The organism is Escherichia sp. GZ89 (genome assembly GCF_019366485.1).
Lineage (GTDB): Bacteria > Pseudomonadota > Gammaproteobacteria > Enterobacterales > Enterobacteriaceae > Escherichia > Escherichia fergusonii.
In genome coordinates this window covers 222,340-244,124 of the sequence record NZ_JAEOHX010000005.1, presented here as the reverse complement: position 1 = coordinate 244,124, position 21,785 = coordinate 222,340, and the positions used below count along the sequence as shown (strand labels likewise).

At 50.3% G+C, this 21,785-nt stretch carries 20 protein-coding genes and 1 other annotated feature; of the genes, 15 read left to right on the top strand and 5 right to left on the bottom strand.

Annotated features, from left to right (window positions below):
• Positions 1 to 13 precede the first annotated feature (13 nt).
• The 5 genes from thrL (at position 14) to K0335_RS11120 (ending at position 5,356) form a co-directional block, all read left to right on the top strand.
• Positions 14 to 79, top strand: coding sequence for a thr operon leader peptide (gene thrL, locus K0335_RS11140; protein WP_001386572.1), 66 nt, complete (start codon positions 14 to 16; stop codon positions 77 to 79).
• Positions 15 to 135: a sequence feature (Thr leader region), on the top strand. It overlaps the preceding gene by 65 nt.
• Before the next feature lie 25 nt (positions 136 to 160).
• Positions 161 to 2,623, top strand: a complete 2,463-nt coding sequence (thrA, locus tag K0335_RS11135; protein WP_001264663.1) for a bifunctional aspartate kinase/homoserine dehydrogenase I — start codon at positions 161 to 163, stop codon at positions 2,621 to 2,623.
• A gap of 1 nt (position 2,624) precedes the next feature.
• Positions 2,625 to 3,554 carry a homoserine kinase gene (gene thrB / locus K0335_RS11130; RefSeq protein ID WP_000252740.1) on the top strand — a complete coding sequence of 310 codons (930 nt, stop codon included), beginning with the start codon at positions 2,625 to 2,627 and terminating at the stop codon, positions 3,552 to 3,554.
• A 3-nt stretch (positions 3,555 to 3,557) separates the two neighbouring features.
• Positions 3,558 to 4,844, top strand: a complete 1,287-nt coding sequence (gene thrC, locus K0335_RS11125; RefSeq protein WP_000781090.1) for a threonine synthase — start codon at positions 3,558 to 3,560, stop codon at positions 4,842 to 4,844.
• A gap of 212 nt (positions 4,845 to 5,056) precedes the next feature.
• A complete protein-coding gene (locus K0335_RS11120; protein WP_104919942.1) occupies positions 5,057 to 5,356 on the top strand; it encodes a DUF2502 domain-containing protein in 300 nt (99 codons plus the stop codon).
• A gap of 36 nt (positions 5,357 to 5,392) precedes the next feature.
• On the opposite strand, the gene yaaA is transcribed toward K0335_RS11120, so the two are convergent.
• Positions 5,393 to 6,166 (bottom strand): peroxide stress protein YaaA, encoded by a 774-nt coding sequence (yaaA, locus tag K0335_RS11115; protein WP_219393825.1) that lies wholly within the window; start codon positions 6,164 to 6,166, stop codon positions 5,393 to 5,395.
• A 69-nt stretch (positions 6,167 to 6,235) separates the two neighbouring features.
• On the bottom strand, positions 6,236 to 7,666 hold the full coding sequence (locus tag K0335_RS11110) for a sodium:alanine symporter family protein (RefSeq protein ID WP_001112548.1): 1,431 nt from the start codon (positions 7,664 to 7,666) through the stop codon (positions 6,236 to 6,238).
• A 276-nt stretch (positions 7,667 to 7,942) separates the two neighbouring features.
• Between K0335_RS11110 and tal the strand changes: the two genes are divergently transcribed.
• Entirely contained in the window at positions 7,943 to 8,896 is a 954-nt protein-coding gene (tal, locus tag K0335_RS11105; RefSeq protein WP_000130195.1) for a transaldolase, read from the top strand.
• 114 nt (positions 8,897 to 9,010) lie between these two features.
• A complete protein-coding gene (mog, locus tag K0335_RS11100) occupies positions 9,011 to 9,598 on the top strand; it encodes a molybdopterin adenylyltransferase (RefSeq protein WP_046083027.1) in 588 nt (195 codons plus the stop codon).
• A 33-nt stretch (positions 9,599 to 9,631) separates the two neighbouring features.
• Here the strand turns inward: mog and satP are convergent, their stop codons facing one another.
• Entirely contained in the window at positions 9,632 to 10,198 is a 567-nt protein-coding gene (gene satP / locus K0335_RS11095; protein WP_000528529.1) for an acetate uptake transporter, read from the bottom strand.
• Positions 10,199 to 10,705: 507 nt separating this feature from the next.
• Between satP and dnaK the strand changes: the two genes are divergently transcribed.
• Together dnaK and dnaJ are read left to right on the top strand one after the other, a co-directional pair.
• Complete coding sequence (gene dnaK / locus K0335_RS11090) at positions 10,706 to 12,622, top strand: molecular chaperone DnaK (protein ID WP_000516135.1); 1,917 nt, start codon at positions 10,706 to 10,708, stop codon at positions 12,620 to 12,622.
• Positions 12,623 to 12,710: 88 nt separating this feature from the next.
• A complete protein-coding gene (dnaJ, locus tag K0335_RS11085) occupies positions 12,711 to 13,841 on the top strand; it encodes a molecular chaperone DnaJ (RefSeq protein ID WP_001118464.1) in 1,131 nt (376 codons plus the stop codon).
• A gap of 105 nt (positions 13,842 to 13,946) precedes the next feature.
• Here dnaJ and mokC read toward each other — a convergent pair whose 3' ends face one another.
• A complete protein-coding gene (gene mokC / locus K0335_RS11080; protein ID WP_000809173.1) occupies positions 13,947 to 14,099 on the bottom strand; it encodes a type I toxin-antitoxin system toxin MokC in 153 nt (50 codons plus the stop codon).
• Positions 14,100 to 14,639: 540 nt separating this feature from the next.
• On the opposite strand from mokC, the gene nhaA reads away from it, so the two are divergent.
• Both nhaA and nhaR read left to right on the top strand, forming a co-directional pair.
• Positions 14,640 to 15,806: a Na+/H+ antiporter NhaA gene (nhaA, locus tag K0335_RS11075; RefSeq protein ID WP_000681374.1), complete on the top strand. Its 1,167-nt coding sequence runs from the start codon at positions 14,640 to 14,642 to the stop codon at positions 15,804 to 15,806.
• Between the two features lie 67 nt (positions 15,807 to 15,873).
• Entirely contained in the window at positions 15,874 to 16,773 is a 900-nt protein-coding gene (gene nhaR / locus K0335_RS11070; protein WP_000019050.1) for a transcriptional activator NhaR, read from the top strand.
• A gap of 95 nt (positions 16,774 to 16,868) precedes the next feature.
• On the opposite strand, the gene rpsT is transcribed toward nhaR, so the two are convergent.
• Positions 16,869 to 17,132, bottom strand: a complete 264-nt coding sequence (gene rpsT, locus K0335_RS11065; protein WP_001274021.1) for a 30S ribosomal protein S20 — start codon at positions 17,130 to 17,132, stop codon at positions 16,869 to 16,871.
• 102 nt (positions 17,133 to 17,234) lie between these two features.
• Here rpsT and K0335_RS11060 point away from each other — a divergent pair, with 102 nt between their 5' ends.
• Genes K0335_RS11060 through lspA form a run of 4 tightly spaced genes read left to right on the top strand, consistent with a single transcriptional unit; the run spans position 17,235 to position 21,755 of the window.
• Positions 17,235 to 17,453: a DUF2575 family protein gene (locus K0335_RS11060; RefSeq protein WP_012599853.1), complete on the top strand. Its 219-nt coding sequence runs from the start codon at positions 17,235 to 17,237 to the stop codon at positions 17,451 to 17,453.
• A gap of 7 nt (positions 17,454 to 17,460) precedes the next feature.
• Positions 17,461 to 18,402 carry a bifunctional riboflavin kinase/FAD synthetase gene (ribF, locus tag K0335_RS11055; protein WP_000767324.1) on the top strand — a complete coding sequence of 314 codons (942 nt, stop codon included), beginning with the start codon at positions 17,461 to 17,463 and terminating at the stop codon, positions 18,400 to 18,402.
• A 42-nt stretch (positions 18,403 to 18,444) separates the two neighbouring features.
• On the top strand, positions 18,445 to 21,261 hold the full coding sequence (ileS, locus tag K0335_RS11050; protein ID WP_104919943.1) for an isoleucine--tRNA ligase: 2,817 nt from the start codon (positions 18,445 to 18,447) through the stop codon (positions 21,259 to 21,261).
• Positions 21,261 to 21,755 carry a signal peptidase II gene (gene lspA, locus K0335_RS11045; protein ID WP_000083381.1) on the top strand — a complete coding sequence of 165 codons (495 nt, stop codon included), beginning with the start codon at positions 21,261 to 21,263 and terminating at the stop codon, positions 21,753 to 21,755. The genes ileS and lspA overlap by 1 nt, the downstream gene beginning before the upstream one ends.
• Positions 21,756 to 21,785 lie beyond the last annotated feature (30 nt).

Here is a 21,785-nt window from a genome sequence, read left to right as displayed (position 1 = left end):
GTACACAACATCCATGAAACGCATCAGCACCACCATTACCACCACCATCACCATTACCACAGGTAACGGTGCGGGCTGACGCGTACAGGAAAAACAGAAAAAAGCCCGCACCTGAACAGTGCGGGCTTTTTTTTCGACCAAAGGTAACGAGGTAACAACCATGCGAGTGTTGAAGTTCGGCGGTACATCAGTGGCAAATGCAGAACGGTTTCTGCGTGTTGCCGATATTCTGGAAAACAATGCCAGGCAGGGGCAGGTAGCGACCGTTCTTTCTGCTCCCGCAAAAATTACCAACCACCTGGTTGCGATGATCGAAAAGACCATCGGCGGTCTGGATGCCTTAACCAATATTAGCGATGCAGAACGGATCTTCTCTGAATTGTTAAGTGGGCTGGCAGCTGCACAGCCGGGATTTCCGCAAGCACAACTGAAGGCTTTTGTTGAGCAAGAATTCGCGCAGATTAAACATGTTCTGCATGGTATCAGCCTGTTGGGGCAATGCCCGGACAGCGTTAATGCTTCAATCATTTGTCGTGGCGAAAAGATGTCCATTGCCATCATGGCAGGCCTGCTGGAGGCGCGTGGGCATAAAGTTACCGTTATTGATCCTGTTGAGAAATTATTGGCCGTCGGTCACTACCTGGAATCGACGGTTGATATTGCTGAATCTACCCGCCGTATAGCAGCTGGACGTATTCCTTCTGACCATATGGTGCTGATGGCCGGTTTTACTGCCGGTAATGAAAAAGGGGAACTTGTGGTGCTCGGGCGCAACGGCTCCGATTATTCCGCAGCGGTACTGGCAGCGTGTTTACGCGCCGATTGTTGCGAGATCTGGACTGATGTCGATGGTGTCTATACCTGCGACCCACGTCAGGTACCGGATGCCCGATTACTTAAGTCGATGTCGTACCAGGAGGCTATGGAACTCTCCTATTTCGGCGCCAAAGTCCTCCATCCTCGAACCATCACTCCCATCGCCCAGTTCCAGATTCCCTGCCTGATAAAAAATACCGGAAACCCGCAAGCACCAGGAACGCTGATTGGCGCCAGCCGCGACGAAGATGATCTGCCGGTGAAGGGCATTTCAAATCTCAATAATATGGCGATGTTCAGCGTCTCCGGGCCGGGGATGAAGGGAATGGTCGGCATGGCTGCTCGCGTGTTTGCGGCAATGTCTCGCTCAGGAATTTCGGTAGTCCTGATTACGCAATCCTCCTCTGAGTACAGCATTAGCTTCTGTGTACCGCAGGCTGACTGTGCACGTGCTAAGCGGGCATTGCAGGATGAGTTTTATCTTGAACTGAAAGAGGGCTTGCTGGAACCTCTGGCAGTCACTGAGCGTCTGGCAGTCATCTCCGTGGTAGGCGATGGTATGCGCACATTGCGTGGCATCTCGGCAAAATTCTTTGCTGCTCTGGCGCGCGCCAATATCAATATTGTTGCGATTGCTCAGGGATCTTCTGAGCGCTCCATTTCAGTGGTAGTCAATAACGATGATGTCACTACTGGTGTGCGTGTTACGCATCAGATGCTGTTCAATACTGATCAAGTGATTGAAGTGTTCGTCATTGGTGTGGGTGGCGTTGGTGGCGCATTGCTTGAGCAATTAAAACGTCAACAATCCTGGCTTAAGAGTAAACATATCGATTTACGCGTTTGTGGTGTTGCCAACTCCAAAGCGCTGTTGACTAACGTTCATGGCCTAAATCTTGAGAACTGGCAGGCGGAACTGGCCCAGGCGAAAGAGCCGTTTAATTTAGGGCGCTTAATTCGCCTGGTGAAAGAATATCATCTGCTTAATCCGGTAATTGTTGACTGTACCTCCAGCCAGGCGGTTGCGGATCAGTATGCTGACTTCCTGCGCGAAGGTTTCCATGTGGTGACGCCAAACAAAAAGGCCAACACTTCGTCGATGGACTACTACCATCAACTGCGTTATGCCGCAGCAAAATCCCGACGTAAATTCCTCTACGACACCAACGTAGGGGCAGGCTTACCCGTTATAGAAAACTTACAAAACCTGCTGAATGCAGGGGATGAGTTACTGCATTTTTCTGGCATTCTTTCCGGCTCACTCTCTTTCATATTCGGTAAGCTGGATGAAGGAATGAGTTTCTCTGAGGCGACTACACTGGCACGGGAAATGGGCTATACCGAGCCAGATCCACGAGACGATCTTTCGGGTATGGATGTTGCGCGTAAATTGTTGATCCTCGCTCGTGAAACCGGACGTGAACTGGAACTGTCAGATATCGTGATTGAGCCCGTACTGCCACAAGGTTTCGATGCTGAAGGCGATGTTCCTGCATTTATGGCGAATCTGTCACAACTCGATGACGCCTTTGCTGCTCGGGTGGCAAAAGCCCGTGATGAGGGCAAAGTATTACGTTATGTTGGCAATATCGAAGAAGACGGCGTATGTCGGGTGAAAATTGCCGATGTTGATGGCAACGATCCGCTGTTTAAAGTGAAGAATGGCGAGAATGCGCTGGCTTTCTATACCCATTATTACCAACCACTGCCGTTGGTATTGCGCGGTTACGGTGCAGGTAACGATGTTACAGCCGCCGGAGTTTTCGCGGACCTGCTGCGTACCCTTTCATGGAAGTTAGGAGTCTGAAATGGTTAGAGTTTATGCCCCAGCTTCCAGTGCCAATATGAGCGTGGGATTCGACGTGCTGGGAGCGGCTGTTACGCCAATCGATGGTTCATTGTTAGGAGATGTCGTCGGCGTTGAAGCTGCGGACAGTTTCAGTTTGCAGAATCTGGGGCGTTTCGCCAGCAAGCTTCCATCAAAGCCACGTGAAAACATCGTTTATCAGTGCTGGGAACGTTTTTGCCAGGAACTGGGTAAACAAATTCCAGTGGCAATGACCCTGGAAAAAAATATGCCGATCGGTTCGGGCTTAGGTTCAAGTGCTTGTTCCGTGGTCGCGGCGCTGGTCGCGATGAACGAATATTGCGGCAAACCGCTTAATGATACACGCCTGCTGGCGATCATGGGGGAGCTGGAAGGTCGTATTTCCGGCAGTATTCATTACGATAATGTCGCGCCATGTTTTCTCGGTGGGATGCAACTGATGATCGAAGAAAATGGCATCATCAGCCAACAAGTTCCAGGTTTCGACGAGTGGTTGTGGGTGTTGGCTTATCCGGGAATCAAAGTGTCAACGGCCGAAGCGCGGGCGATACTTCCGGCACAGTATCGCCGTCAGGATTGTATTGCCCACGGGCGGCATCTGGCGGGCTTTATCCATGCCTGTTATTCACGTCAGCCACTTTTGGCTGCGAAATTAATGAAAGATGTCATCGCTGAGCCGTATCGCGAACGCTTGCTGCCTGGCTTTAGTCAGGCCCGTCAGGCGGTGGCGGAAATTGGCGCAGTGGCGAGCGGTATCTCCGGTTCTGGCCCAACGTTATTCGCGTTGTGTGATAAACCGGATACTGCGCAGCGTGTTGCGGAGTGGCTGGCAAAAAATTATCTGCAAAATCAGGAAGGCTTTGTTCATATTTGCCGGCTGGATACGGCGGGCGCACGGGTACTGGAATAATCGATGAAACTTTATAATCTGAAAGATCACAACGAACAGGTCAGTTTTGCGCAAGCTGTTACACAAGGGCTGGGCAAAAACCAGGGGTTATTTTTTCCGCACGAGCTGCCAGAATTTAGCCTGACGCAAATCGACGAAATGCTGGAACAGGATTTTGTGCCACGTAGCGCAAAGATTCTTTCCGCTTTCATTGGTGATGAAATTCCCAATGAAATCCTTGAAGAACGTGTACGAGCGGCATTTGCGTTCCCGGCACCGGTGAGTAAGGTGGAAAAAGATGTTGGTTGTCTGGAACTCTTCCATGGGCCGACACTGGCGTTTAAAGATTTCGGCGGGCGCTTTATGGCGCAAATGTTGACGCATATCGCAGGCGACAAACCAGTCACCATCCTGACTGCGACTTCTGGCGATACTGGGGCTGCAGTGGCCCATGCGTTCTATGGTTTGCCAAATGTGAAAGTTGTCATCCTTTACCCGCGCGGCAAAATCAGCCCACTACAAGAAAAATTGTTCTGTACGTTGGGGGGCAATATTGAAACTGTCGCCATTGACGGCGATTTCGATGCCTGTCAGGCACTAGTGAAGCAGGCGTTTGATGACGAAGAGCTGAAAGTCGCGCTGGGGCTAAATTCAGCAAATTCTATTAACATCAGCCGCTTGCTGGCGCAAATCTGCTATTACTTCGAAGCTGTCGCCCAGTTACCTCAAGAGGCGCGCAATCAGCTGGTGATCTCTGTACCCAGTGGCAATTTTGGTGATTTGACTGCTGGTCTGTTGGCGAAATCACTCGGTTTGCCAGTAAAACGTTTTATCGCCGCGACCAACGTAAACGATACGGTGCCACGTTTCCTGAAAGAGGGTAAATGGTTGCCAAATGCTACCCAGGCGACGTTATCTAACGCGATGGATGTTAGCCAGCCGAACAACTGGCCGCGCGTAGAAGAACTGTTCCGGCGTAAAATCTGGCAACTGAAAGAGCTGGGTTATGCGGCGGTAGATGATGAAACTACCCGACAGACTATGCGCGAGCTCCAGGTTCTGGGTTATACCTCTGAACCACATGCCGCTGTGGCTTACCGTGCGCTGCGTGACCAGTTAAATCCAGGAGAGTATGGCTTGTTCCTGGGAACTGCGCATCCGGCGAAATTTAAAGAAAGCGTTGAAGAGATTCTTGGTACAACGTTGGATCTACCAAAAGAACTGGCGGAACGCGCTGACTTGCCATTGCTTTCGCATAATCTGCCAGCCGATTTTGCCGCGCTGCGTAAGCTGATGATGGAACGCGTTTAACGTTCTTCGCCGGAATAGACCTGACCGTGTCTATTCCGGCATTTTTACATCAAATGTGCAGAAAATATGGAGGAAATCGACAGGTAAAAAGGAGGAATTCTCAATAAATGCGGTAACTTACAGATTGGGATTGCGGATAATAACAACCCTCGTTCCGCTGGTGTACTCTCCTGTTATCGACCCATAACGGGCAGTAATAACAGGAGTAACCTATGAAACTTTTGAAGCCAGTGCTTCTTGCACTCTCCATGATGCTGGTAGCTCCCTTGGCTGTTCAGGCGGCAGAAATTACCCTTGTTCCGGCAGTAAAATTACAGATTGGTGATCGAGATAATCGCGGTTATTACTGGGATGGTGGTTACTGGCGTGACCACGGCTGGTGGAATAAACACTATGAATGGCGGGGAAATCGTTGGCATCGACATGCACCGCCGCCGCCACGTCATCACAAACCTAATAAGCATCATAATGATCATCGCGGCGACCACGGGCCAGGCAGAGGCCATCGTTAATTCACCTGGAATAGCGCTACTTGCGTAGCGTTATTCTTATTGTTCGTGACGTTTAAACACCAACTCGCCATTTGCAGACGCTTCTTCATCAAAGAAATAACCTTCGCGATTAAAGTCCTTTAACTGTTCTGGCTTCGTCAGGCGATTATCAATAATAAAACGACTCATCAGGCCACGCGCTTTCTTAGCGTAAAAACTGATCACTTTAAATTTACCGTTTTTCTCGTCGAGGAAGACCGGTTTAATCAGTTCGGCATTGATTTTTTTTGGCTTCACGGATTTGAAGTATTCATCTGACGCCAAATTAATAACAAAACGTATGCCTTGCGCGTCAATAACTTCGTTCAATTTATGGGTAATCACATCGCCCCAAAATTGATAGAGATCTTTACCTTTTGCATTTTCAAGGCGGATCCCCATTTCCAGGCGATAAGGTTGCATTAAATCCAGTGGGCGCAATACGCCGTATAGACCAGAAAGCATGCGTAAATGCTGTTGGGCAAAATCGAAATCTTCTTCACTGAACGTCTCGGCTTGCAAACCGGTATAGACGTCGCCTTTAAATGCCAGAATAGCCTGACGGGCATTTTCCGGTGTGAAATTTGGCTGCCAGTCATGAAAACGAGTGGCATTGAGATCAGCAAGCTTGTCGCTGATATTCATCAGCTTTTTAATTTGTGGAGCAGAAAGTTTACGGGCTTCATGAATGAGTTGCTGGGAGTGATCTAACAGCTCCGGCAGCGTGAAGCGCGTGGTAGCCAATGGGCTTTGATAATCGAGAGTTTTTGCAGGTGAAATAAGAATCAACATATCCAGTCCTTGCAGGAAATTTAAGGCGACTTTAGCAAAAAAACAGGATCAATTGATCGATAGTTGCAATTACTCTCGTGGTACTTCATCCCAGGCGTCCGGGGAGAGCTGCTGTTCAATATCCGGGTAGCGCATTGGATCGAACGTTGGACGCACACCAAGTTTGCGCTGTCGCAGATAATCACTGGCAATAGTGTGCACCACGGGGGAAAGCAGCAGAATTGCCGTCAGGTTAGTGATCGCCATACAGGCCATAATGATATCGGTCAGCTGCCACATTAAGGGAAAGCTCATCACTGTGCCTAAAATCACTGTGCAGCAGGTTGCTATACGCAGCCCCCATATCGCAGTTGGATTATCCAGATGCAAGAAATAGAGATTGTTTTCTGCATAAATATAATTCGCGACAATAGAGCTGAAGGCAAACAGGATCACGATAATCGCTACAAAACTGGCGCCCCATTCACCTACCAGTACAGTCATAGCTTTCTGCACAAGATGAATACCTTCTATTGGCGCAAATGGCGTACCGTGACCTGCCAGCAAAACCAGCATTGCTGTTGCGCTACACACTACCAGGGTATCGATAAAAATGCCGATCATTTGCACGATACCCTGAGCAGCAGGGTGGGGGGGCCACGATGCAGCTGCGGCGGCAGCATTTGGTGTAGAACCCATACCCGCTTCGTTAGAAAACATACCACGCTGGAAACCACTGGTAATTGCCTGACTTAGGGTATAACCCGCAACGCCTCCGGCAGCTTCCTGCCAGCCGAATGCACATTTAATAATCGTTAACAGGATCGCTGGAATCTGCTCAATATTCATGAGGCAAATCACCACGCTGGCAAGTATCCAGATCAACGCCACGACGGGTATAAACCATTGCATCAGACGGGCTACGCCTTGTATCCCTCGCAACACAGCCAACAGCATCAGTACTGCAAGTGCCACGCCGCTGATCAGAGGCGGGAAATCAAATGCAAAATGCAACGCCCGGGAAACCGAATTAGCCTGCACACCGTTAATGATTAGCCCATAAGCAATCAACAGAAAGACGGCAAACAACACGCCCATCCAACGCATCCCGAGGCCTCGTGCCATATACCATGCCGGGCCACCACGAAATTGCCCGTTACGGTCACGCTCTTTATAGAGCTGCGCGAGAGAACACTCGGCAAAAGATGTCGCCATTCCCAGGAAGGCAACGACCCACATCCAAAAGATTGCGCCGGGGCCGCCAGTGGTGATAGCCAGCGCTACGCCAGCAAGGTTACCACTCCCTATGCGCGCAGCGAGGCTGGTACAGAGTGCCTGAAAAGCGGTTAAGCCCCCGGATTGCGGATAAAGACTATTTTTCAGACTTTTGCCAAACTGGCGGATATAACGAAACTGAACGAATCCGGTACGCCACGTAAACCAGCAACCTGCCCCAAAGAGCAGGTAGATCATGACCGAACCCCAGAGAATACTATTAATAAATGAGAAAAAATCAGGCATTAACATCCCTCTTACTGCCGGTACGCCAGAACTATCCTGTGTTAACGTTATCAACTGATTAACAGTATATACCCTGAGGCATGACTTAATCGGCGCTATCATACATGAGGTCGTCATTCATAAAGGCGGGTGATATCAACGTCGAGTCAGAAAAGTTGATGTCTTTCGTGGAGTGTGCAGCGCATTGTCTGCGGTTGCGATGTCACGATGTCGTGATATCATCGGGGGCAGACCGGTTACATCCCCCTAACAAGCTGTTTAAAGAGAAATACTATCATGACGGACAAATTGACCTCCCTTCGTCAGTACACAACTGTAGTGGCCGACACCGGAGATATCGCGGCAATGAAGCTGTATCAGCCGCAGGATGCCACAACCAACCCTTCTCTCATTCTCAACGCAGCTCAGATCCCTGAATACCGCAAGTTGATTGATGATGCTGTTGCATGGGCTAAGCAGCAGAGCAGTGATCGTGCTCAGCAAATCGTTGATGCTACCGACAAACTGGCGGTAAACATTGGGCTTGAGATCCTTAAACTGGTACCAGGACGCATCTCTACAGAAGTTGATGCGCGTCTTTCTTATGACACCGAAGCCTCTATTGCCAAAGCTAAACGCCTGATCAAGCTCTATAACGATGCAGGCATCAGCAATGATCGTATTCTGATCAAGCTGGCATCTACCTGGCAGGGTATCCGCGCCGCTGAGCAACTGGAAAAAGAAGGTATCAACTGTAACCTGACTCTGCTGTTCTCCTTCGCGCAGGCGCGTGCATGTGCAGAAGCGGGTGTTTATCTGATCTCTCCGTTTGTTGGTCGTATTCTGGACTGGTACAAAGCCAATACCGATAAGAAAGAGTACGCACCGGCGGAAGATCCGGGTGTGGTTTCTGTTTCAGAAATCTACCAGTATTACAAAGAGCACGGTTACGAAACTGTCGTTATGGGGGCAAGCTTCCGTAACATGGGCGAAATCCTGGAGTTGGCTGGTTGTGACCGCCTGACTATTGCCCCAGCACTGTTGAAAGAGCTGGCAGAAAGTGAAGGTGCGGTAGAGCGTAAACTGTCCTTCTCTGGCGAAGTGAAAGCGCGTCCGGAGCGCATCACTGAATCTGAGTTCCTGTGGCAACACAACCAGGATCCGATGGCAGTAGATAAACTGGCGGATGGCATTCGTAAGTTTGCTGTTGACCAGGAAAAACTGGAAAAAATGATCGGCGAACTGCTGTAATCATACTTAGCGTGACCGTAAATTCGGTCACGCTACCTCTTCTCAAACCTGTCTGTCATTCCCTTCGCAGTGTATCATTCTGTTTAACGAGACTGTCTAAACGGAATAATCTTGATGAATACTTTACGCATTGGACTTGTGTCTATCTCTGATCGCGCCTCCAGTGGTGTCTACCAGGATAAAGGCATCCCGGCCCTGGAAGCATGGCTGGCAACTGCACTAACCACTCCTTTTGAAGTGGAGACCCGCTTAATCCCTGATGAGCAGGCTATTATTGAACAAACGCTATGTGAACTAGTCGATGAAATGAGTTGCCATCTGGTTCTGACAACGGGCGGCACTGGTCCGGCACGACGTGATGTTACACCAGATGCAACACTGGCAGTAGCTGACCGCGAGATGCCAGGGTTTGGTGAGCAAATGCGCCAGATTAGTTTGCATTTTGTGCCGACAGCGATCCTTTCACGCCAGGTGGGAGTCATTCGTAAACAGGCGTTGATTCTTAATTTGCCTGGCCAGCCGAAATCTATTCAGGAGACACTGGAAGGGGTAAAAGATGCTGAAGGTAAAGTTCTTGTACCGGGGATATTTGCCAGCGTGCCTTACTGCATACAATTACTCGAAGGGCCATACATTGAAACAGCAGCGGAAGTAGTTGCGGCATTCAGACCAAAGAGTGCAAGAAGAGAAGTTAAAGAATAAAAAATCCCCCCGGTGCGGGGGGAATTCAAACAATTAGTGAGACTCACCAATCGGCAGAACGGTACGGCCAAACTGCTCATTCAGCACTTCACCCATTGCCAGATAGATTGCACTGGCACCGCAGATCAGGCCAATCCAGCCTGCAAAATGGATAATAGCTTCATTGCCAGCAATGTTACCTACAGCCAACAATGCAAACAGTACAGTCAGGCTCAGGAATACAAACTGCAAAACGCGTGCGCCTTTCAGCGTGCCAAAGAACATAAACAGCGTAAACACACCCCAGAGCCCCAGATATACGCCAAGGAACTGAGTGTTCGGTGCATCTGTCAGACCCATTTTCGGCATCAGCAGAATAGCAACCAGTGTCAGCCAGAAAGAACCATAAGAAGTAAAAGCGGTTACGCCAAAGGTGTTGCCCTTTTTGTACTCCATCAAGCCAGCAAAAATTTGCGCGATACCGCCGTAAAAAATGCCCATGGCGATAATGATACCGTCGAGAGCAAAGAAACCCACGTTATGCAGGTTAAGCAGAATGGTGGTCATGCCGAAGCCCATCAGGCCCAGCGGTGCCGGGTTAGCCAACTTAGTGTTGCCCATAATTCCTCAGAATCATCATTGATTGAATGGTGAAATAATTTCCCTGAATAACTGTAATGATTTCAGGGCGCGGCATAATAATCAGGCAAAAGGGCACTGTCTATGATCTTATGAAGGAAATTGCATAATTTTTGCTACAGGTTGGCGGAGATCGGCGCGATTAGCAGGTGGTCAAACATACCTGCCACAACGCCGTGGAAAGCTCATGGTTGCGGGTATTAATAACTGCATTTCACTAATATTTTAATTTTATTAACTTTTTTTGATGAGATTAGCTTAATCGATTACTGTGCAAAATGCATTCTGCTGGCTGACGTCATTTTTATAAGCAAATAAACAAAAATTTTTTTGTTCTCCCCCTTGATGACGTGGGTTACGACCCCATCTAGTAGTCAACCGCATGAGTGAGTCTGCAAAAAAACGAATTGGGTAAGTTGAAACTGTCAGTTTCGCCCCTATTACAGACTCATACCACATGATGACCGAATATAAAGTGGAGACGTTTAGATGGGTAAAATTATTGGTATCGACCTGGGTACTACCAACTCTTGTGTAGCGATTATGGATGGCACCACTCCGCGTGTGCTGGAGAACGCCGAAGGCGATCGCACCACGCCTTCTATCATTGCCTATACCCAGGATGGTGAAACTCTGGTTGGTCAGCCGGCTAAACGTCAGGCAGTGACAAACCCGCAAAACACCCTGTTTGCGATTAAACGCCTGATTGGCCGCCGCTTCCAGGACGAAGAAGTACAGCGTGATGTTTCCATCATGCCGTTCAAAATTATTGCTGCTGATAACGGCGACGCTTGGGTCGAAGTTAAAGGCCAGAAAATGGCACCGCCGCAGATTTCTGCTGAAGTGCTGAAAAAAATGAAGAAAACCGCTGAAGATTACCTGGGCGAACCGGTAACTGAAGCTGTTATTACCGTACCGGCATACTTTAACGATGCTCAGCGTCAGGCAACCAAAGACGCAGGCCGTATCGCTGGTCTGGAAGTAAAACGTATCATCAACGAACCGACCGCAGCTGCGCTGGCTTACGGTCTGGACAAAGGTACTGGCAACCGTACTATCGCGGTTTATGACCTGGGTGGTGGTACTTTCGATATTTCTATTATCGAAATCGACGAAGTTGACGGCGAAAAAACCTTTGAAGTTCTGGCAACCAACGGTGATACCCACCTGGGTGGTGAAGACTTCGACAGCCGTCTGATCAACTACCTGGTTGAAGAATTCAAGAAAGATCAGGGCATTGACCTGCGCAACGATCCGCTGGCAATGCAGCGCCTGAAAGAAGCGGCAGAAAAAGCGAAAATCGAACTTTCTTCCGCTCAGCAGACCGACGTTAACCTGCCGTATATCACTGCAGACGCGACCGGTCCGAAACACATGAACATCAAAGTGACTCGTGCGAAACTGGAAAGCCTGGTTGAAGACCTGGTAAACCGTTCCATTGAGCCGCTGAAAGTTGCACTGCAGGACGCTGGCCTGTCCGTATCTGATATCGACGACGTTATCCTCGTTGGTGGTCAGACTCGTATGCCAATGGTTCAGAAGAAAGTTGCTGAATTCTTTGGTAAAGAGCCGCGTAAAGACGTTAACCCGGACGAAGCTGTAGCTATCGGTGCTGCTGTTCAGGGTGGTGTTCTGACTGGTGACGTAAAAGACGTACTGCTGCTGGACGTTACCCCGCTGTCTCTGGGTATCGAAACCATGGGCGGTGTGATGACGACGCTGATCGCGAAAAACACCACTATCCCGACCAAGCACAGCCAGGTGTTCTCTACCGCTGAAGACAACCAGTCTGCGGTAACCATCCATGTGCTGCAGGGTGAACGTAAACGTGCGGCTGATAACAAATCTCTGGGTCAGTTCAACCTGGATGGTATCAACCCGGCACCGCGCGGTATGCCGCAGATCGAAGTTACCTTCGATATCGATGCTGACGGTATCCTGCACGTTTCCGCGAAAGACAAAAACAGCGGTAAAGAGCAGAAGATCACCATCAAGGCTTCTTCTGGTCTGAACGAAGATGAAATCCAGAAAATGGTACGCGACGCAGAAGCGAACGCCGAAGCTGACCGTAAGTTTGAAGAGCTGGTACAGACCCGCAACCAGGGCGACCATCTGCTGCACAGCACCCGTAAGCAGGTTGAAGAAGCAGGCGACAAACTGCCGGCTGACGACAAAACTGCTATCGAGTCTGCGCTGACTGCACTGGAAACTGCTCTGAAAGGTGAAGACAAAGCCGCTATCGAAGCGAAAATGCAGGAACTGGCACAGGTTTCCCAGAAACTGATGGAAATCGCCCAGCAGCAACATGCCCAGCAGCAGACTGCCGGTGCTGATGCTTCTGCAAACAACGCGAAAGATGACGATGTTGTCGACGCTGAATTTGAAGAAGTCAAAGACAAAAAATAATCGCCCTATAAACGGGTAATTATACTGACACGGGCGAAGAGGAATTTCCTCTCCGCCCGTGCATTCATCTAGGGGCAAATCAAAAAAGATGGCTAAGCAAGATTATTACGAGATTTTAGGCGTTTCCAAAACAGCGGAAGAGCGTGAAATCAAAAAGGCCTACAAACGCCTGGCCATGAAATACCACCCGGACCGTAACCAGGGTGACAAAGAGGCCGAGGCGAAATTTAAAGAGATCAAGGAAGCTTATGAGGTTCTGACCGACTCGCAAAAACGTGCGGCATACGATCAGTATGGTCATGCTGCGTTTGAGCAAGGCGGCATGGGCGGCGGCGGTTTTGGCGGCGGCGCGGACTTCAGCGATATTTTTGGTGACGTTTTCGGCGATATTTTTGGCGGCGGGCGTGGTCGTCAACGTGCGGCGCGCGGTGCTGATTTACGCTATAACATGGAGCTCACCCTCGAAGAAGCTGTACGTGGCGTGACCAAAGAGATCCGCATTCCGACTCTGGAAGAGTGTGACGTTTGCCACGGTAGCGGTGCAAAACCAGGTACACAGCCGCAAACCTGTCCGACCTGTCATGGTTCTGGTCAGGTGCAGATGCGCCAGGGCTTCTTTGCCGTGCAGCAGACCTGTCCACACTGTCAGGGCCGCGGTACGCTGATCAAAGATCCGTGCAACAAATGTCATGGTCATGGTCGTGTTGAGCGCAGCAAAACGCTGTCCGTTAAAATTCCGGCAGGGGTGGACACTGGAGACCGCATCCGTCTTGCGGGCGAAGGTGAAGCGGGCGAGCATGGCGCACCGGCAGGCGATCTGTACGTTCAGGTTCAGGTTAAACAGCACCCGATTTTCGAGCGTGAAGGCAACAACCTGTATTGCGAAGTCCCGATCAACTTCGCTATGGCGGCGCTGGGTGGCGAAATCGAAGTACCGACCCTTGATGGCCGCGTCAAACTGAAAGTGCCCGGCGAAACCCAGACCGGTAAGCTGTTCCGTATGCGCGGTAAAGGCGTGAAGTCTGTCCGCGGCGGCGCACAGGGTGATTTGCTGTGCCGCGTTGTCGTCGAAACACCGGTAGGCCTGAACGAGAAGCAGAAACAGCTGCTGCAAGAGCTGCAAGAAAGCTTTGGTGGTCCAACCGGTGAGCACAACAGTCCGCGCTCAAAGAGCTTCTTTGATGGTGTGAAGAAGTTTTTTGACGACCTGACTCGCTAACCTCCCCAAAAAGCCTGCCCGTGGGCAGGCCAGGTAAAAAAACAGGGTGCGTTGAAGATATGCGAGCACCTGTAAAGTGGCGGGGATCACTCCCCGCCGTTGCTCTTACTCGGATTCGTAAGCCGTGAAAACAGCAACCTCCGTCTGGCCAGTTCGGATGTGAACCTCACAGAGGTCTTTTCTCGTTACCAGCGCCGCCACTACGGCGGTGACACAGATGACGATCAGAGCGACTATCATCGCCTTATGCTGCTTCATTGCTCTCTTCTCCTTGACCTTACGGTCAGTAAGAGGCACTCTACATGTGTTCAGCATATAGGGGGCCTCGGGTTGATGGTAAAATATCACTCGGGGCTTTTCTCTATCTGCCGTTCAGCTAATGCCTGAGACAGACAGCCTCAAGCACCCGCCGCTATTATACAGCGCTTTTAATTTCCCCTTACTTACTCCTTTCTGTTTCCTGAAAGCACTACGCAAAAATGAAGAATTATTTTTAATTTCTTTGTTTTTCAAAAGATTATTTGTATCTCGTCGGACTTTCGCGTGAGCAGGCTGAACATGCGCGAATTCCCCATTATGCAAAGCGTTTTCAAGGCATGATCATTTTTATCCAATATTCTTAAGATTAATCTTTTTCAGACAGTACAATACATACAATACGTGAATGACTTATGAGTGAAATTGCTCATAAAACTCGAATTATCCGAATTAAAAGCCATAAATAATCTAATTTTAGCGATTTGTTGATCGGTGTAATATAGAAATAACGAAGTGTTCACGGTGAAGAGAGAAGAAAAAGTGAAACATCTACATCGATTTTTCAGTAGCGATGCCTCGGGGGGCATCATACTTATCATTGCCGCAGTATTGGCAATGATAATGGCGAATAGCGGAGCAACCAGTGGATGGTATCACGACTTTCTGGAGACCCCAGTACAGTTGCGGGTGGGAGCCCTTGAGATCAATAAAAACATGCTGTTATGGATTAACGATGCACTTATGGCAGTGTTTTTCTTATTGGTCGGCTTAGAAGTCAAACGTGAACTGTTGCAAGGTTCTCTGGCGAGTTTGCGCCAGGCAGCATTTCCAGTGATAGCGGCGATTGGTGGGATGATTGTCCCGGCACTGCTTTATCTGGCATTTAACTATTCAGATCCCATTACTCGTGAGGGTTGGGCAATTCCTGCGGCTACAGATATCGCATTTGCTCTTGGTGTACTTGCTTTGCTGGGTAGCCGTGTACCGCTGGCGTTGAAAATCTTTTTGATGGCGTTGGCAATTATCGATGATCTGGGCGCTATCATTATCATCGCACTGTTTTACACCAATGACCTGTCGATGGCGTCACTGGGTGTTGCGGCTTGCGCCATTGCGGTATTGGCGGCGCTTAATCTTTGTGGGGTTCGTCGTACAGGTGTTTACATACTGGTTGGCGTGGTCTTGTGGACTGCCGTTCTGAAATCAGGCGTACATGCGACGTTAGCAGGCGTTATTGTCGGTTTCTTTATCCCCTTGAAAGAGAAGCATGGACGGTCTCCCGCAAAACGTCTGGAGCATGTTCTTCATCCATGGGTTGCTTATTTGATTCTGCCATTGTTTGCTTTTGCCAACGCCGGTGTTTCGTTACAAGGCGTCACTGTTAATGGGCTGACTTCGGTATTGCCTCTGGGGATCATCGCCGGGTTGTTAATCGGTAAACCTTTGGGGATCAGCTTGTTTTGCTGGCTTTCCTTGCGTCTTAAACTGGCGCATTTGCCAGAAGGGACACATTTTTCGCAAATTATGGCGGTGGGCATTTTGTGTGGCATTGGCTTCACCATGTCGATCTTTATTGCCAGCCTGGCTTTCGGCAGTGTTGATCCAGAATTGATTAACTGGGCGAAACTGGGAATATTAATCGGTTCACTACTTTCGGCGCTAATTGGTTATAGCTGGTTACGTCTTCGTTTAAACGCGACGACATGATCGGTACAAGAGAGCAGGGAGCCATGATCGGCTCCCTTTGTGGTACATATCAGGGAGAGAAAAAAGAATGTCTCATATGAATTACAACCATCTTTATTATTTCTGGCATGTGTATAAAGAAGGTTCGGTGGTTGGTGCGGCTGAGGCACTTTACTTAACGCCACAAACCATTACCGGTCAGATTAAGGCGCTGGAAGAACGCTTGCAGGGAAAACTGTTCAAACGTAAAGGGCGCGGCCTTGAGCCCAGCGAGTTGGGAGAGTTAGTTTTCCGTTATGCTGACAAAATGTTCACATTAAGCCAGGAAATGTTGGATATTGTGAACTATCGCAAAGAGTCTAACTTACTGTTTGACGTCGGTGTTGCCGATGCGTTGTCGAAGCGCCTGGTCAGCAGTGTGCTGAATGCAGCAGTGGTGGAGGAAGAGCAGATCCATCTGCGCTGTTTTGAATCGACGCATGAGATGCTATTGGAGCAGTTGAGTCAGCATAAACTGGATATGATCATCTCTGACTGTCCGATCGATTCCACTCAGCAGGAAGGTCTGTTTTCCATGAAGATAGGCGAGTGTGGTATCAGTTTTTGGTGTACTAATCCACTGCCAGAAAAACCGTTTCCTGCCTGTCTTGAAGAGCGCCGTTTACTTATTCCGGGGCGTCGCTCAATGTTGGGGCGTAAGCTATTAAACTGGTTTAACTCCCAGGGCTTGAACGTCGAAATCTTGGGTGAGTTTGATGATGCTGCGTTGATGAAAGCCTTTGGGGCGACGCATAACGCTATTTTCGTTGCACCTTCGCTTTACGCTAATGATTTCTATAACGATGATTCGGTTGTGGAGATAGGCCGCGTTGAGAACGTGATGGAAGAGTACCACGCTATTTTCGCCGAAAGGATGATTCAGCATCCTGCAGTACAGCGTATTTGCAATACAGATTACTCAGCGCTGTTTACTCCAGCTTCAAAATAAACATTTGTACTTTGCAGGCCGAATTTTGGCCTGCAGGTGGACATAAAAAAACCCGCCAGAGCGGGTTTTTTTACAAAGCTGACAACAACAGGCGATTAAGCCAGTTTGTTGATCTGTGCAGTCAGGTTAGCCTTATGACGTGCAGCTTTGTTTTTGTGGATCAGACCTTTAGCAGCCTGACGGTCCACGATCGGTTGCATTTCGTTAAATGCTTTCTGTGCAGCAGCTTTGTCGCCAGCTTCGATAGCTGCGTATACTTTCTTGATGAAAGTACGCATCATAGAGCGACGGCTTGCGTTGTGCTTACGAGCCTTTTCAGACTGAATGGCGCGCTTCTTAGCTGATTTGATATTAGCCAAGGTCCAACTCCCAAATGTGTTCTATATGGACAATTCAAAGGCCGAGGAATATGCCCTTTTAGCCTTCTTTTGTCAATGGATTTGTGCAAATAAGCGCCGTTAATGTGCCGGCACTCGTTACGTAGTGATGGCGCAGGATTCTACCAGCTTGCGGGGTGTGAATACAGCTTTTCCGCGATAAAAATTGCAGCAGGCAGTCTGTTTCTTCCCGTAATTTGCGCCATGGCAATGAAAAGCCACTTCTTTCTGATTTCGGTACTCAATCGCCGGTTAACCTTGACCGCTGTACAAGGTATACTCGGACGATTTTCACTGTTTTGAGCCAGACATGAAGCTGATACGCGGCATACATAATCTCAGCCAGGCCCCGCAAGAAGGGTGTGTGCTGACTATTGGTAATTTCGATGGCGTGCATCGCGGTCATCGCGCGCTGTTACAGGGCTTGCAGGAAGAAGGGCGCAAGCGCAACTTACCGGTGATGGTGATGCTTTTTGAACCTCAACCACTGGAACTGTTTGCTACCGATAAAGCCCCGGCACGGCTGACCCGGCTGCGGGAAAAACTGCGTTACCTTGCTGAGTGCGGCGTTGATTACGTGCTGTGCGTGCGTTTCGACAGGCGTTTCGCGGCGTTAACCGCGCAAAATTTCATCAGCGATCTTCTGGTGAAGCATTTGCGCGTAAAATTTCTTGCCGTAGGTGATGATTTCCGCTTTGGCGCTGGTCGTGAAGGCGATTTCTTGTTATTACAGAAAGCTGGCGCGGAATACGGCTTCGATATCACCAGTACGCAAACTTTTTGCGAAGGTGGCGTGCGCATCAGCAGTACCGCTGTACGTCAGGCGCTGGCGGATGACAATCTGGCTCTGGCAGAAAGTTTACTGGGACACCCGTTTGCCATCTCCGGGCGTGTGGTCCACGGTGATGAATTAGGGCGCACTATAGGTTTCCCGACGGCGAATGTACCGCTGCGCCGTCAGGTTTCCCCGGTGAAAGGGGTTTATGCGGTAGAAGTGCTGGGCCTCGGTGAAAAGCCGTTACCCGGCGTTGCAAACATCGGAACACGCCCAACGGTTGCCGGTATTCGCCAGCAGCTGGAAGTGCATTTGTTAGATGTTGCAATGGACCTTTACGGTCGCCATATACAAGTAGTGCTGCGTAAAAAAATACGCAATGAGCAGCGATTTGCGTCGCTGGACGAACTGAAAGCGCAGATTGCGCGTGATGAATTAACCGCCCGCGAATTTTTTGGGCTAACAAAACCGGCTTAAGCCTGTTATGTAATCAAACCGAAATACGGAACCGAGAATCTGATGAGTGACTATAAATCAACCCTGAATTTGCCGGAAACAGGGTTCCCGATGCGTGGCGATCTCGCCAAGCGCGAACCGGGAATGCTGGCGCGTTGGACTGATGATGATCTGTACGGCATCATCCGTGCGGCTAAAAAAGGCAAAAAAACCTTCATTCTGCATGATGGCCCTCCTTATGCGAATGGCAGCATTCATATTGGTCACTCGGTTAACAAGATTCTGAAAGACATTATCGTGAAGTCCAAAGGGCTTTCCGGTTATGACTCGCCGTATGTGCCTGGCTGGGACTGCCACGGTCTGCCGATCGAGCTGAAAGTAGAGCAAGAATACGGCAAGCCGGGTGAGAAATTCACCGCCGCCGAGTTCCGCGCTAAGTGCCGCGAATACGCTGCGACCCAGGTTGATGGTCAGCGCAAAGACTTTATCCGTCTGGGCGTGCTGGGCGACTGGTCGCACCCGTACCTGACTATGGACTTCAAAACTGAAGCCAATATCATCCGCGCGCTGGGCAAAATCATCGGCAACGGTCACCTGCACAAAGGCGCGAAGCCGGTGCACTGGTGCGTTGACTGCCGTTCTGCACTGGCAGAAGCGGAAGTTGAGTATTACGACAAAACTTCTCCGTCCATTGACGTCGCTTTCCAGGCGGTCGATCAGGATGCGCTGAAAGCAAAATTTGCCGTAAGCAACGTTAACGGCCCAATCTCGCTGGTGATCTGGACCACCACGCCGTGGACTCTGCCTGCCAACCGCGCAATCTCCATTGCACCGGATTTCGACTATGCGCTGGTGCAGATCGACGGTCAGGCTGTGATTCTGGCGAAAGATCTGGTTGAAAGCGTAATGCAGCGTATCGGCGTTACCGATTACACCATTCTCGGCACGGTAAAAGGTGCGGAGCTGGAGCTGCTGCGCTTTACCCATCCGTTTATGGGCTTCGACGTTCCGGCAATTCTTGGCGATCACGTTACGCTGGATGCCGGTACCGGTGCCGTTCACACCGCGCCTGGCCACGGCCCGGACGACTATGTGATCGGTCAGAAATATGGTCTGGAAACCGCTAACCCGGTTGGCCCGGACGGTACTTATCTGCCGGGTACTTACCCGACGCTGGATGGCGTTAACGTCTTCAAAGCGAACGACATCGTCGTTGCGCTGCTACAGGAAAAAGGCGCGCTGCTGCACGTTGAGAAAATGCAGCACAGCTATCCGTGCTGCTGGCGTCACAAAACGCCGATCATCTTCCGCGCGACGCCGCAGTGGTTCGTCAGCATGGATCAGAAAGGTCTGCGTGCGCAGTCACTGAAAGAGATCAAAGGCGTGCAGTGGATCCCGGACTGGGGCCAGGCGCGTATCGAGTCGATGGTTGCTAACCGTCCTGACTGGTGTATCTCCCGTCAGCGCACCTGGGGCGTACCGATGTCACTGTTCGTGCACAAAGACACGGAAGAGCTGCATCCGCGTACCCTCGAACTGATGGAAGAAGTGGCAAAACGCGTTGAAATTGATGGCATCCAGGCGTGGTGGGATCTCGATGCGAAAGAGATCCTCGGCGACGAAGCTGACCAGTACGTGAAAGTGCCGGATACGCTGGACGTATGGTTTGACTCCGGATCTACCCACTCTTCCGTTGTTGACGTGCGTCCGGAATTTGCCGGTCACGCAGCGGACATGTATCTGGAAGGTTCTGACCAACACCGTGGCTGGTTCATGTCTTCTCTGATGATCTCTACCGCGATGAAAGGCAAAGCGCCGTATCGTCAGGTACTGACCCACGGCTTTACCGTAGATGGTCAGGGTCGCAAGATGTCTAAATCTATCGGCAACACCGTTTCGCCGCAGGACGTGATGAACAAACTCGGCGCGGATATTCTGCGTCTGTGGGTGGCATCAACTGACTACACCGGTGAAATGGCTGTTTCTGACGAGATCCTGAAACGTGCTGCCGACAGCTATCGTCGTATCCGTAACACCGCGCGCTTCCTGCTGGCAAACCTGAACGGTTTCGATCCGGCAAAAGATATGGTGAAACCGGAAGAGATGGTAGTACTGGATCGCTGGGCCGTAGGTTGTGCAAAAGCGGCACAGGAAGACATCCTCAAGGCATACGAAGCATACGATTTCCACGAAGTGGTACAGCGTCTGATGCGCTTCTGCTCCGTTGAGATGGGTTCCTTCTACCTCGACATCATCAAAGACCGCCAGTACACCGCGAAAGCGGACAGCGTGGCACGTCGTAGCTGCCAGACTGCGCTGTATCACATCGCAGAAGCGCTGGTTCGCTGGATGGCACCAATCCTCTCCTTCACTGCTGATGAAGTGTGGGGCTACCTGCCGGGCGAACGTGAAAAATACGTCTTCACCGGCGAATGGTACGAAGGTCTGTTTGGTCTGGCAGACAGTGAAGCGATGAACGATGCGTTCTGGGACGAGCTGTTGAAAGTGCGCGGTGAAGTGAACAAAGTCATTGAGCAAGCGCGTGCTGACAAGAAAGTGGGTGGCTCGCTGGAAGCGGCAGTAACCTTGTATGCAGAACCGGAACTGGCGGCGAAACTGACCGCGCTGGGCGATGAATTACGATTTGTCCTGTTGACCTCCGGCGCTACCGTTGCAGACTATAACGACGCCCCTGCTGATGCTCAGCAGAGCGAAGTACTCAAAGGGCTGAAAGTCGCGTTGAGTAAAGCCGAAGGTGAGAAGTGCCCACGCTGCTGGCACTACACCCAGGATGTCGGCAAGGTAGCGGAACACGCAGAAATCTGCGGCCGCTGTGTCAGCAACGTCGCCGGTGACGGTGAAAAACGTAAGTTTGCCTGATGAGTCAATCGATCTGTTCAACAGGGCTACGCTGGCTGTGGCTGGTGGTAGTCGTGCTGATTATCGATCTGGGCAGCAAGTACCTGATCCTCCAGAACTTTGCTCTGGGGGATACGGTCCCGCTGTTCCCGTCGCTTAATCTGCATTATGCGCGTAACTATGGCGCGGCGTTTAGTTTCCTTGCCGATAGCGGCGGCTGGCAGCGTTGGTTCTTTGCCGGTATTGCGATTGGTATTAGCGTGATTCTGGTAGTGATGATGTATCGCTCGAAGGCCACGCAGAAGCTGAACAATATCGCTTACGCGCTGATTATTGGCGGCGCGCTGGGTAACCTGTTCGACCGCCTGTGGCACGGCTTCGTTGTCGATATGATCGACTTCTACGTCGGCGACTGGCACTTCGCCACCTTCAACCTCGCCGATACTGCTATCTGTGTCGGTGCGGCACTGATTGTGCTGGAAGGTTTTTTACCTTCGAAAGCGAAAAAACAATAATAAACCCTGCCGGATGCGATGCTGACGCAT